Origin of the sequence: Micromonospora sp. BL1 (assembly GCF_003667485.1) — a bacterium.
Lineage (GTDB): Bacteria > Actinomycetota > Actinomycetes > Mycobacteriales > Micromonosporaceae > Micromonospora > Micromonospora tulbaghiae.
In genome coordinates, this window is sequence record NZ_RCVK01000297.1 from 1 (window position 1) to 12,361 (window position 12,361).

13 protein-coding genes and 1 pseudogene are annotated in these 12,361 nt (G+C 74.3%); 10 read left to right on the forward strand and 4 right to left on the reverse strand.

Going from position 1 to position 12,361, the window contains the following annotated elements; genetic code table 11:
* The 5 genes and pseudogenes from EAD96_RS22240 to EAD96_RS22260 all read left to right on the forward strand — a co-directional run.
* Positions 1–186, forward strand: a pseudogene (locus EAD96_RS22240) (hypothetical protein); the annotation flags it as partial.
* A 163-nt stretch (positions 187–349) separates the two neighbouring features.
* Complete coding sequence (adhP, locus tag EAD96_RS22245; RefSeq protein WP_121685656.1) at positions 350–1,360, forward strand: alcohol dehydrogenase AdhP; 1,011 nt, start codon at positions 350–352, stop codon at positions 1,358–1,360.
* 66 nt (positions 1,361–1,426) lie between these two features.
* Positions 1,427–3,670 carry a formate C-acetyltransferase gene (pflB, locus tag EAD96_RS22250; RefSeq protein WP_121685657.1) on the forward strand — a complete coding sequence of 748 codons (2,244 nt, stop codon included), beginning with the start codon at positions 1,427–1,429 and terminating at the stop codon, positions 3,668–3,670.
* Positions 3,667–4,449 carry a pyruvate formate-lyase-activating protein gene (pflA, locus tag EAD96_RS22255; RefSeq protein ID WP_121685658.1) on the forward strand — a complete coding sequence of 261 codons (783 nt, stop codon included), beginning with the start codon at positions 3,667–3,669 and terminating at the stop codon, positions 4,447–4,449. Before pflB ends, pflA begins: the two co-directional genes overlap by 4 nt.
* 32 nt (positions 4,450–4,481) lie before the next feature.
* Entirely contained in the window at positions 4,482–4,766 is a 285-nt protein-coding gene (locus tag EAD96_RS22260; RefSeq protein WP_121685659.1) for a hypothetical protein, read from the forward strand.
* A 3-nt stretch (positions 4,767–4,769) separates the two neighbouring features.
* On the opposite strand, the gene EAD96_RS22265 is transcribed toward EAD96_RS22260, so the two are convergent.
* Entirely contained in the window at positions 4,770–5,240 is a 471-nt protein-coding gene (locus tag EAD96_RS22265; protein WP_120570470.1) for a cyclic nucleotide-binding domain-containing protein, read from the reverse strand.
* Between the two features lie 157 nt (positions 5,241–5,397).
* On the opposite strand from EAD96_RS22265, the gene EAD96_RS22270 reads away from it, so the two are divergent.
* Positions 5,398–6,306 carry a universal stress protein gene (locus tag EAD96_RS22270; protein WP_121685660.1) on the forward strand — a complete coding sequence of 303 codons (909 nt, stop codon included), beginning with the start codon at positions 5,398–5,400 and terminating at the stop codon, positions 6,304–6,306.
* A gap of 70 nt (positions 6,307–6,376) precedes the next feature.
* Positions 6,377–7,261 (forward strand): universal stress protein, encoded by an 885-nt coding sequence (locus EAD96_RS22275; RefSeq protein ID WP_121685661.1) that lies wholly within the window; start codon positions 6,377–6,379, stop codon positions 7,259–7,261.
* A 36-nt stretch (positions 7,262–7,297) separates the two neighbouring features.
* On the opposite strand, the gene EAD96_RS22280 is transcribed toward EAD96_RS22275, so the two are convergent.
* Both EAD96_RS22280 and EAD96_RS22285 read right to left on the reverse strand, forming a co-directional pair.
* Entirely contained in the window at positions 7,298–7,924 is a 627-nt protein-coding gene (locus EAD96_RS22280; RefSeq protein WP_120570473.1) for a CE1759 family FMN reductase, read from the reverse strand.
* The gene (locus tag EAD96_RS22285) at positions 7,921–9,021 is read right to left on the reverse strand and encodes an LLM class flavin-dependent oxidoreductase (protein WP_121685662.1); all 1,101 of its coding nucleotides are present in this window, start codon (positions 9,019–9,021) and stop codon (positions 7,921–7,923) included. Before EAD96_RS22285 ends, EAD96_RS22280 begins: the two co-directional genes overlap by 4 nt.
* A 138-nt stretch (positions 9,022–9,159) precedes the next feature.
* On the opposite strand from EAD96_RS22285, the gene EAD96_RS22290 reads away from it, so the two are divergent.
* The 3 genes from EAD96_RS22290 (at position 9,160) to EAD96_RS22300 (ending at position 10,805) form a co-directional block, all read left to right on the forward strand.
* Positions 9,160–9,798: a DNA-3-methyladenine glycosylase gene (locus EAD96_RS22290; RefSeq protein WP_121685663.1), complete on the forward strand. Its 639-nt coding sequence runs from the start codon at positions 9,160–9,162 to the stop codon at positions 9,796–9,798.
* A gap of 146 nt (positions 9,799–9,944) precedes the next feature.
* Positions 9,945–10,379, forward strand: coding sequence for a hypothetical protein (locus EAD96_RS22295; protein ID WP_030271080.1), 435 nt, complete (start codon positions 9,945–9,947; stop codon positions 10,377–10,379).
* 72 nt (positions 10,380–10,451) lie between these two features.
* The gene (locus tag EAD96_RS22300; RefSeq protein ID WP_120570476.1) at positions 10,452–10,805 is read left to right on the forward strand and encodes an MmcQ/YjbR family DNA-binding protein; all 354 of its coding nucleotides are present in this window, start codon (positions 10,452–10,454) and stop codon (positions 10,803–10,805) included.
* A gap of 86 nt (positions 10,806–10,891) precedes the next feature.
* Here the strand turns inward: EAD96_RS22300 and argH are convergent, their stop codons facing one another.
* Entirely contained in the window at positions 10,892–12,355 is a 1,464-nt protein-coding gene (argH, locus tag EAD96_RS22305) for an argininosuccinate lyase (protein WP_030271078.1), read from the reverse strand.
* Positions 12,356–12,361 lie beyond the last annotated feature (6 nt).

Sequence of the window (12,361 nt, forward strand, 5' to 3'; positions counted from 1 at the left end):
GTCGCGGCGCTCACCGCCGCCGTCGCGGTGTGGTCGCGGCGCCGACCGCCGTCGGTCGGCACCGTCACCATGGGGCCGGGCGGCTGGGTCAGCCTGCGCGGCGTGCCGGCGCCGCGGCTGCGCCCGGACCACCGGCCCTGGTGGGCGCGCGTGCTGCGGGCCCGCCGCCTGGTCGTCGACCGCTGACCACCACCGGGGTACGGCCGCCGGCACGTCACCGGCGGCCGTACCGCCGTTCCTCCGCCCGGGATGGGCCGTTGGTCCCGGGTCACCGCGGTCCTGCGCCCCTGCCCCGCAGCGCCCGGACCGACGACGCTGAGGGTGAGAACGAGACCGAGGGAGGCCCCCGATGCGCGCCAGTGTCGTCACCGCGTTCGACCGTCCGATGGAGATCACCGAGCGTCCCGTGCCGGAGGCCGGCCCGGGCGAGATCCTGGTCCGCATCGAAGCCAGCGGACTCTGCCACACCGACATCCACGCCGCCCGCGGCGAGTGGCCGGTGAAGCCTGCCCCGCCGTTCGTCCCCGGACACGAGGGCGTCGGCCTGGTCGAGCAGGTCGGCCCCGGCGTCACCGAACACGCCGTCGGCGACCGGGTCGCGCTGCCCTGGCTCGGCTGGGCCTGCGGCACCTGCTCGTACTGCGTGACCGGCTGGGAGACGCTGTGCGAGTCGCAGCGCAACACCGGCTACAGCATCGACGGCGCGCACGCCGAGTACGCGGTGGCCTCGGCCCGCTACGCGGTCCGCGTGCCCGACGGGGTGGACCCGTTCGAGGCCGCGCCGCTGACCTGCGCGGGCGTCACCACGTACAAGGCCGTCAAGGTCGCCGGGGTGCGGCCGGGCGAGCGGGTGGCGATCTTCGGCATCGGCGGCCTGGGCCACCTCGCGCAGCAGTACGCGCAGATCTTCGGCGCCGAGACGGTCGCGGTGGACGTGACCGCCGAGAAGCTGGAGCTGGCCACGTCGCTGGGCGCGGCGCACACCGTCGACGCCGCCACCACCGACCCGGTCGAGCGGATCACCGCGCTGGGCGGCGTGGACGTGGCGATCGTGCTGGCCGCGAGCCCTCGGGTGATCGAGCAGGCCCACCGCTCGCTGCGCCGCGGCGGCCGGCTGGTGCTGGTGTCGCTGCCCGCCGACAACGCGATCACCCTGCCCGTCTTCGAGACGGTGCTCAAGGGCATCACGGTGCTCGGCTCGATCGTCGGCACCCGCGCCGACCTGGCCGAGGTCTTCGCGCTGCACGCCGCCGGCCGCACCCGGGTCGTCTACGAGACCCGCAAGCTCGACGAGATCAACGACGCGGTGGACGACGTCCTCGCCGGCCGGGTCGCCGCCCGGCTCGTGCTCCAGCCCTGACCCCCGCCCCCGGTCCCCGCACCCCGCGGGGACCGGGCCACCGCCGACGCCCGGAGAGGGACCGACATGACCGCCACCGAACCCCTGGCCCCCTGGCGCGGATTCCACGCCGGAGCGTGGCAGGAGACAGTCGACGTGGCCGACTTCGTCCGCCACAACCACGAGCCGTACACCGGGGACGCGTCGTTCCTCACCGGGCCGACGCCGCGCACGCTCGCCGTGTGGGACCGGCTGCGGGAGATGTTCGGCGAGGAGCGGCGGCGCGGCGTGTACGACGTCGACGCGGCCACCCCGTCGACGATCACCTCGCACGCCCCGGGCTACATCGACCGGGAGCGGGAGCTGATCGTCGGGTTGCAGACCGACGCGCCGCTGCGGCGGGCGATCATGCCGGCCGGCGGGCTGCGGATGGTGGAGACGGCGCTGCGCGCGTACGGGCGCGAACCGGACCCGCGCGTGCACGAGATCTTCACCCGGTACCGGCGCACGCACAACGACGCGGTGTTCGACGCGTACCCGGCGAACGTGCTGGCGGCGCGGCGCTCGCACGTCATCACCGGGCTGCCCGACGCGTACGGGCGCGGGCGGATCATCGGCGACTACCGCCGGGTGGCGCTGTACGGCGTGGACCGGCTGGTCGAGGAGCGTCGCGCGCTCAAGGCGGCGCTGGACGACCGGCGCAGCACCGACGACGTGATCCGCGACCGGGAGGAACTGGCCGAGCAGATCCGCGCGCTCGGTGAGCTGAGGGAGATGGCCGCCTCGTACGGCTTCGACATCTCCCGCCCGGCGGCCACCGGCGCGCAGGCGATCCAGTGGCTCTACTTCGCCTACCTGGCCGCCACGAAGGAGCAGAACGGCGCCGCGATGTCGCTCGGCCGCACCGCCGGGTTCGTCGACGCGTACCTGCGGCGGGACATCGCCGAGGGGCGGCTGGACGAGAGCGGCGCACAGGAGCTGATCGACGACTTCGTGATCAAGCTGCGGATCATCCGCTTCCTGCGCACCCCCGAGTACGACCAGCTGTTCTCCGGCGACCCCACCTGGGTCACCGAGTCGCTCGGCGGGATGGGCGCGGACGGCCGGCCGCTGGTCACCCGCACCGCGTTCCGCTACCTCCAGACGCTCTACAACCTCGGCCCGGCGCCGGAGCCGAACCTCACGGTGCTCTGGTCGCCGCGCCTGCCCGAGGGGTTCAAGCGGTTCTGCGCCCAGGTGTCGCTGGACACCAGCGCCATCCAGTACGAGAACGACGAGCTGATCCGCCCGGCGTACGACGACGACACCGCGATCGCCTGCTGCGTGTCCGCCATGCGGGTCGGCCGGGACATGCAGTTCTTCGGCGCCCGCGCGAACCTGGCGAAGGCGCTGCTGTACGCGATCAACGGCGGCCGGGACGAGCTGACCGGCGCGCAGGTGGCACCGCCGGCCGCACCGGTGGGCGGCGAGACGCTCGACTACGACGAGGTGCTGGCCGCGTACGACCGGACGCTGGACTGGCTCGCGCAGACGTACGTCGACGCGCTGAACGTGATCCACCACCAGCACGACAGGTACGCGTACGAGCGGCTGGAGATGGCGCTGCACGACCACCCGGTGCGCCGGTTCATGGCCACCGGCATCGCCGGATTGTCGGTCGCCGTGGACAGCCTGTCGGCCATCCGGTACGGCCGGGTGAAGGTGCTGCGCGACGCCACCGGCCAGGCCGTCGACTACGCGGTCGAGGGCGAGTTCCCGACGTACGGCAACGACGACGACCGGGCCGACGAGATCGCGGTGTGGCTGGTCGAGACGTTCGCGGAGAAGCTGCGCCGGCAGCGCACGTACCGCGACGCGGAGCTGACCATGTCGGTGCTCACCATCACCTCGAACGTCGTGTACGGCAAGCACACCGGCAACACGCCGGACGGCCGGCGCGCCGGTGAGCCGTTCGCGCCGGGGGCGAACCCGATGAACGGGCGCGACACGCACGGCCTGGTCGCCTCGGCGCTGTCGGTGGCGAAGCTGCCGTACGACGCGGCCCGCGACGGCATCTCGCTGACCGGCACCGTCACGCCGGACGGCCTGGGCCACACCCGCGACGAGCGGATCGCGAACCTGGCCGGGGTGCTCGACGGCTACGCCGACGCCGGCGGGTTCCACCTCAACGTCAACGTGCTGGACCGGGCCACGCTGCTGGACGCGATGGCGCACCCGGAGCGGTACCCGCAGCTCACCGTCCGGGTCTCCGGGTACGCGGTGAACTTCGTCCGGCTCACGCCGGAGCAGCAGCGCGACGTGGTGTCGCGGACCTTCCACGGGTCGCTGTGAACGGCCGCCCGCCCGCGCCGCCGGAGGTGACTCCGGCGGCGCCGGGTGCCGTCACCGGCGCGGTGCACTCGTGGGACACCTCGGTCGGGGTGGACGGGCCGGGCACCCGGTTCGTGGTCTTCCTGGCCGGCTGCCCGCTGCGCTGCCGCTACTGCCACAGCCCGGACACCTGGTACGGCCGCAGCGGCCGGCGCCGGACGGTGGACGAGATGGTCACGCTCGCCACCCGGTACCGCCGGTTCATCCAGGTCGCGGGCGGCGGCGTCACCGTGAGCGGCGGGGAGCCGCTGCTGCAGCCGGCGTTCACCGGCGAGCTGCTGCGCCGCTGCCACGACCTCGGCCTGCACACCGCGCTGGACACCTCCGGCTTCCTCGGCGTCCGCGCCGACGACGCGCTGCTGGACGCCACCGACCTGGTGCTGCTCGACGTCAAGGCGGGCAACCCGCAGACGTACCGCCGGGTCACCGGCACCGGCCGGCTCGCGCCGACGCTGCGCTTCGCGCAACGGCTGGCCGACCGGGGTACGCCGATCTGGATCCGGTACGTGCTGGTGCCCGGCCTGACCGACGCGGTCGACGAGGTGGAACGGGTGGCCGACGTCGCCGCCGGGCTGGCCACGGTGCAGCGCGTCGAGGTGCTGCCGTTCCACCGGCTCGGCGCGCACAAGTACGCCGAGCTGGGGTTGACCTTCCCGCTGGCCGGCACCGAGCCGCCGGACGCCGACCTGCTGACCCGGGTACGCGGGCAGTTCGCCGCCCGCGGCCTCACCGTCACCTGACCGGTCCGGCCGCGGCGCACTACGATCGGGGCATGCCGAACCTGCTTCCGACCGCACGTATCCGCGCCCTGGGCGCGAGCGGCGCGCAGGCCACCGGGGCGCGGGCCGTCGGCGCGCAGGCCACCGGCGCGGGCGCGACAGGTGCACGAGCCCTGGGTGCGACCGCGATCGGCGCGATCGCCTTCGGCGCGTTCGCGCTCGGCGCCGTGGCGGTGGGCTCGCTCGTGATCGGCCGGCTCGCCGTGCGCCGCGCGGTGATCCGCGAACTGCGCATCGGCCGCCTCGAGGTGGACGAGCTGGTCGTCCGCGACCGCTGAGCCCTAGCTCGCCGCCGCCGTCGGGTAGCCGTAGAGGTCGAGCAGCCGCACCCGGGACGCCTGGAGCCGGTCGACCACCACGCTCATGAACCGGGTGGTGAGCTGACGGCCGAGCGTGTCGTCGGACTCCATCAGCCGGCGTACCCCGTCGGCGTCGAGTTCGACCGCGGTGCTGCGCTGGGTGGCGACCGCGCCGAACTGCCAGCGGTACGGCGGGAACAGCCAGGACCAGCCGAGCACCCCGCCCGGCCCGATCGTCTCGATGCCCACGTCGCCGCGACCCGGCACCGGGAAGTCGAGCGCCACCTGGCCGCCGCGGACCAGCCAGAAGCGGTCGGCCTGCTGGCCGGCGCGGAACAGCCGGTGCCCGGGATGCCAGACCACCGGGCGGGCGTAGCCGGTGAGCCGGGGCAGCCACTCGTCGGGCAGCCCGGCCAGGAAGGGGTGGACGCGGAGCATCTCCAGCGGGGTCATCGCGCCTCCAGGGTCGACAGGAGGGAGCACTGGTTCCATTTCACCCCGCCGTCGTCCCGGCCGGTAGGGGCCGATGGTCCCGGCCGGGCCGGGCGGATCGACTCTGCCCGGGTGGGAGCCGTCGGCGCAGGCTGAGGGGGAACCGAAGGAGGACGTGATGACCGACAGAACCGGTGCCCCCGTCGTGGTGGGTGTGGACGGCTCCCCGTCCGCGCTGGACGCGGTACGGCTGGCCGCACGCGAGGCGGTGCTGCGGCACCGGCCGCTGCGGGTGGTGAACGCGTTCCTCTGGCCGCTGGTCGGCACGCCGCTGGGCATGGTCGCCCCGGTGCTGCCCGACGTCGAGCTGCGCCAGGAGGCCGAGAAGCTGGTCGAGGAGGCGGTGGACGAGGCCCGCAAGGTCGACGCGGACCTGGCGGTGACCGGGGCGGTGGTCGACGGCGGGCCGGTCGCGGTGCTGCTGCGGGAGAGCCGCGACGCCGCGCTGCTCGTGCTGGGTCACCGGGGACTCGGCGGCTTCGCCGAACTGCTGGTCGGCTCCGCCGCGGTGCAGCTCTCCGCCCGCGCGGACTGCCCGGTGCTCGTCGCCCGTGGTGAGGCCCGCGCCGACGGTCCGGTGGTGGTCGGCGTGGACGGCTCCGCGCTGTCCGACGAGGCGGTCGGGTTCGCGTTCGCCGAGGCCGCGGCGCGCGGCGCCGAACTGGTCGTGGTGCACACCTGGCTCTACCCGCAGCCGGTGACCTACCGGGAGGCGTTCGGCGACGTCGTGCCGCTGGCGTACGACCCGCAGGAGCTGCGCGCCGACGAGCAGCGGGTGCTGGCCGAGGCGGTCGCCGGCTGGGCCGAGCGCTACCCGGAGGTCACGGTACGGCCGAAGCTGGTCGCCGCCGCCACGCCGTCCCGGGTGCTCGTCGAGGAGTCCGTCGGCGCGCAGCTGACGGTGGTCGGCGCGCACGGTCGCGGTAGCCTCGGTGCGCTGCTGCTCGGCTCGGTCAGCCACGCCGTGCTGCACCACTGCCACAGCCCGCTGGCCGTCGTCCGGCACCGGGGCGGCCGGACCCACTGAGCCGGTTCCCCGGCCCGGACGGGGCCGGCAGCGCCACAATGGCCTGAGCCGACCGGAGGGAAAGCACCTGATGAACCGACCCGTCGTGGTGGGAGTGGACGGATCGCCGTCCAGCCTGGCCGCCGCCGACCTGGCCGCCGCGACCGCCGTCGCCCGTTCCCGGCCGCTGCTGCTGGTGCACGGCTACCTGCACCCACTGGGCTACGGCGTGCCGCTCAACCCGTACGACCTGGGGGTGCCGGCGCCCACCGCGGAGTCGGAGAAGATGCTGGAGTCGGTCGCCGCCGACCTGGCCGAGCGGCACCCGGGCCTGCGGGTGCAGGTGCGCCAGGTCGCCGGCGGTCCGGGCGCCACGATGGTCGAGGAGTCCCGCCGCGCCGAGCTGGTCGTGGTGGGCAGCCGGGGCGTGGGCGGTTTCGCCGGCCTGCTGCTCGGCTCGGTCAGCGGGCAGCTCGCGCAGCATGGGCACTGCCCGGTGCTGATCGTCCGGCCCGAGGAGCAACCGATCCCGGTGGACGGTCCGGTGCTGGTCGGCGTGGACGGTTCCGACTCGGCCGCGTACGCGATCGAGCTGGCGGCGGACGAGGCCGAGCGGCGCGACGCGGAGCTGGTGCTGATGCACGTCCGCTCGCCGGAACGCGGCGCGGTGGCGCCGGAGGTCGCGGCGGAGGCGTCCACCGCCGAGCAGGCCGAGGCGGCCGGGCTGCTGGCCGAGGCCGCGGCCCGGGTCCGGGCGGCGCACCCGGGCCTGCGCGTGACGGAGCGTGCCGTGACCGCCGCCTCGCCGGAGACGGCGCTCCGGGAGGCCAGCGGCGAGGCGGCGCTCGTGGTGGTCGGTTCCCGGGGCCGGGGCGGCTTCGCCGGGCTGCTGCTCGGCTCGGTCAGCCAGGCGCTGGTGCAGCACTCCCACTGCCCGGTGCTCGTCGCCCACCGGCCCGAGCCGGCCGACGACTGACGCCCCGCGCGGCCAGCCGGTCCGGTCCGCCAGGCGTCAGGACGGGTCGCGGCCGGCGAGCAGGTCGGCGAAGTCGGTGGTGAGCGCGAACGGGTCGGCCGGGCCGGTCGCGGGCGGACGGCGGTCCACCTGCTCGGCCAGTTCGGCCCCGGCCCGGCGGATCCGGGACCGCAGCGCGCTGTCGCCGTCGTCGCCGGCCCAGTCCTCCGGCGCGGCGAACACCGCCGTGGGCAGTGTCGCCGCCCGCAGGTACGTGAACATGGGCCGGACCGCGTGCTCCAGCGCCAGCGAGTGCCGGGCGGTGCCGCCGGTCGCCCCGAGCAGCACCGGCTTGCCGGCCAGCGCGTCCCGGTCGACCACGTCGAAGAACGACTTGAACAGCCCGTTGTACGACGCGTTGAAGATCGGCGTCACCGCGATCAGCCCGTCGGCGGCGGCCACCTCGTCGAGCGTGCGCCGCAGCGCGGCCGGTGCGAAGCCGGTGAGCAGGTGGTTCACCACGTCGTGGGCGTGCTCGCGCAGTTCGACCACGCGCAGTTCCACCGTCGCGCCGCGGCCGGCCAGCTCGTCGCGGGCGGCCGCGGCGAGCTGGTCGGCGAGCAGGCGGGTGGACGACGGCTGGCCGAGACCGGCCGAGACGACCGCCAGGGTACGGCCGGTCATCGCTGCTCCCCGGCGGCCGGGGCGGCGTCGCGGGCGGCCAGCAGGCTCGCGTGGGTGGGCGCCTCGGGCACGTGCGGGGGACGCATCGAGTCGAACTCCTTGCGCAGCACCGGCACCACCTCCTCGCCCAGCAGGTCGAGCTGCTCCAGCACGGTCTTCAGCGGCAGTCCGGCGTGGTCCATGAGGAACAGCTGTCGCTGGTAGTCGCCGACGTACTCGCGGAAGCCCAGCGTCCGGTCGATGACCTGCTGCGGGCTGCCCACTGTCAGCGGCGTCTCGCGGGTGAACTCCTCCAGCGACGGGCCGTGCCCGTAGACGGGGGCGTTGTCGAAGTAGGGGCGGAACTCGCGTACCGCGTCCTGGGAGTTGCGGCGCATGAACACCTGCCCGCCGAGGCCGACGATCGCCTGGTCCGGCGAGCCGTGGCCGTAGTGCGCGAACCGCTCCCGATAGAGGCCGACCATCCGCTGCGTGTGCTCCTTCGGCCAGAAGATGTGGTTGGCGAAGAAGCCGTCACCGTAGTACGCGGCCTGCTCGGCGATCTCCGGGCTGCGGATCGAGCCGTGCCAGACGAACGGCGGCACGCCGTCGAGCGGGCGCGGGGTCGAGGTGAACGACTGCAACGGCGTACGGAAGCGGCCCTTCCAGTCGACCACGTCCTCGCGCCACAGCCGGTGCAGCAGGTCGTAGTTCTCGATGGCCAGCGGGATGCCGTTGCGGATGTCCTGCCCGAACCACGGGTAGACCGGGCCGGTGTTGCCGCGGCCCATCATCAGGTCCACCCGGCCGTCGGCCAGGTGCTGGAGCATCGCGTAGTCCTCGGCGATCTTCACCGGGTCGTTCGTGGTGATCAGCGTGGTCGAGGTCGACAGCAGCAGCCGTTCGGTGCGCGCGGCGATCCAGCCGAGCATGGTGGTCGGCGACGACGGCACGAACGGCGGGTTGTGGTGCTCGCCGGTGGCGAAGACGTCCAGGCCGACCTCCTCGGCCTTGAGCGCGATGGCGGTCATGGCCTTGATCCGCTCACGCTCGGACGGCAGCCGCCCGTTCGTGGGGTCGACGGTGACGTCACCGACGGTGAAGACTCCGAACTGCATGACCAGCTCCTCGCGTGGGGTCCGGACCGGTCGCCCGGGATCGCTCCTCACAACATATTTGACGAGTCAACTATTCCGGTGGCTGCCCACCCCGGCGTGGCCCGGATCACGCGCCACCCACCGACTACCCTTGCCGCGATGACGTACCCCTGGCTCGACGCATCGGCCGCCCGGATCGCCGACACCGCGCGGACGCTGCTCGGCTGGACCGTGTCGGCCGGCGGCGTCACCGTCCGGCTCACCGAGGTCGAGGCGTACGCGGGCACCGGCGAGGACCCGGCGTCGCACGCCCACCGCGGGCCGACGCCGCGCAACAGAGTCATGTTCGGGCCCGCCGGGCACGTGTACGTGTACTTCGTGTTCGGCATGCACTGGTGCGCCAACATCGTCTGCGGTCGCGACGGCGAGGCGGCGGCGGTGCTGCTGCGCGCGGGCGAGGTGGTCGACGGCGTCGAGATCGCCCGCGAACGCCGGCCGCGCGCCACCGACCGGGAGCTGGCCCGCGGACCGGCCCGGCTGGTCACCGCGCTCGGGCTCGGGCGGGAGGCGAACGGCACCTCGGCGATCGACGGCAGCGGCCCGCTGCTGCTGACGCCACCGGCGAACCCGGTCGACCCGGCACGGATCGTCGCCGGGCCGCGAGTCGGGGTGGCCGCCGCGCACGACCTGCCGTGGCGGTTCTGGCTGGCGGACGAGCCGAGCGTCAGCGTCTACCGGCGGCACGTCCCACGCCGTCGGCCCGGCCCGACGGCCCCGGTGCGGAACTCACCGGCCTGAATCGGCCGTTCCGGGCAACCCGGAACACCCCGCGGCGCGTCTGTGGTGGCATGACGCGCCGTCTTCTCACCACGCCCTGAGCGCACGACCCTTTGCACGAATGACTTTCAACAGGGTGTTGACAACAGGCCATTCTTAGGTGTGGGATGGACGGCATGGTCACCGTGGACAACGACCCGTTCACCGCTCCGGATGCTGCCCAGGCCCGGGCCCACCGCAACTACGCGGCGCTGCTGCGGATCGCCGAGCGGCACGCCGGCACCAACTCCCGCCGCAGGCGTTATGCCCACCCCGACGTGCCCGACGCCTACGAGGCGGCCACGCTGGTGATGGCGCTCGCCGGTGGCGCCGAGCTGGACGAGGGCGAGGAGCCCGTCGACCAGGCCGACCTGATGGCCGCGCTGACGCTGATCCCGCACGTGCGGGCCGAGGTGGACGCGCTGGAGGCCGGCCTGTTGCAGGTGGCCCGCGGCCGGGGCATGACCTGGCAGGCGATCGCCTTCGGGCTGGGGCTGGGCAGCGCCCAGGCGGCCCGGCAGCGCTACGAGCGGCTCACCGTCCGCACCGGCACCGGCGACTGACCGGCGGCCGGGCGACGCGGGCTGTCACAGCGGCGGGCGAGACTGTGCCGGACGACGGCACGGGAGGACGCGATGACGCGCGAGGAGATGCTGGCCTACTGCCTGGCCAAGCCGGGAGCCTGGCTCGACCGGCCGTGGGAGGGCGACGAGGTGGTGAAGGTGGGCAGCCGGATCTTCGCGTTCCTCGGCTCCCCGGAGGGTGAGGCGCGGCTCGGGGTGAAGTGCGGGCCGTCCCGGGAGGTGGCCGACGAGTGGCTGCACCGGTTCCCCGACGACGCGCGCCCCTCCCCCTACATCGGCCGGTCGGGCTGGAACACGCTGCGGCTCTCCGGCGGCATCCCCGACGACGAGCTGATCGAAGCGGTCGACGGTTCGTACGACGCGGTGGTCGCGAAGCTGCCCAAACGCGAGCGGCCCACCGGCTGACCGGGAAGCGCGGCCCGCAGATCCTGGTACGGAGGCGCCCACACAGGGGCCCGTTCCGTACCAAGATCTGCGCGCAGCCGTGAAGGTCAGCGGGGGACGACCCGCTCGGCGGCCCACTCGCGCCAGCCGGTCAGCTTGTCCGCCGCGGCGGCGAGCTGGTCGGCGACCGGACCGGGGCCGGTGGAGCCGGGCGTGATGCGGGCGGCCAGCGCCGAGCGCACCGAGAGCACGTCGCGTACCGACGGGTCCAGGTGCTCGCTGACCGCGGCCAGGTCGGCGTCGGACACCTCGTCCAGTGCGCAGTCGCGGGCCGCGCAGAGCGCCACCAGCTTGCCGGTGATCTCGTGCGCGTCGCGGAACGGCACGTTGCGCCGGACCAGCCAGTCGGCGACCTCGGTGGCGAGCGAGAAGCCCGACGGGGCGCTCGCGACCAGCCGGTCCACCCGGACCGTCATCGTGGAGATCATTCCGGCCAGCGCGGGCAGCAGCAGCTCCAGCGTGTCGACCGCGTCGAACGCCGGCTCCTTGTCCTCCTGCATGTCCCGGTCGTACGTCATGGGCAGGCCCTTGAGCATGGTGAGCACGCTCATCAGGCCGCCGACCAGCCGGCCGGACTTGCCCCGGGCCAGCTCGGCGATGTCCGCGTTCTTCTTCTGCGGCATGATCGACGAGCCGGTGGCGAAGGCGTCGTCCAGCTCGACCCAGCCGAACTCCTGCGACGTCCAGAGCACCACCTCCTCGCCGAGGCGGGACAGGTGCACGCCGATCATGGCAGTGACGAACAGGAACTCGGCGACGAAGTCGCGGTCCGCGACCGCGTCCATCGAGTTGGCGAACGAGGTGCGGAAACCCAGCTCCTTGGCGACCGCCACCGGGTCCAGCGGCAGCCCCGAGCCGGCCAGCGCGCCCGCGCCGAGCGGGCTGATCGCGGTCCGCTCGTCCCAGTCGCGCATCCGTTCCAGGTCGCGCAGCAGCGGCTGCACGTGAGCCAGCAGCCAGTGCCCGAACGTCACCGGCTGGGCGTGCTGCAGGTGGGTCATGCCCGGCGCGGCGGTGTCCACGTGCCGCTCCGCCTGCTCCACCAGGGCCTCGGCCAGCTCGACCAGCCGGGCCGCCACGCCGCGGGCGTGGTCGCGCAGGTAGAGCCGCAGGTCGGTGGCGACCTGGTCGTTGCGGGACCGGCCGGCGCGCAGCTTGCCGCCGAGGCTGCCGAGGCGTTCCAGCAGGCCGCGCTCCAGCGCGGTGTGCACGTCCTCGTCGTCGACTGTCGGGCGGAACGCGCCGGAGGCGCACGCCGCCTCCAGGTCGTCCAGCGCGGCCAGCATCCGGCCCAGTTCGTCCGGGTCGAGCAGGCCGGCGCCGGCGAGGACCCGGGCGTGCGCGCGGGAACCGGCGATGTCGTACGGGGCGAGGCGCCAGTCGAACTGGACGCTCACCGACAGCCGCGCGAGCGCCTCGGCGGGACCGCCGGCGAACCGGCCGCCCCAGAGGCTCGTCCGGTTGGCGGGGGCGCTGTTCTCGGTCAGGCTCTTGTCGTCCACCCCACCCATTGTGGT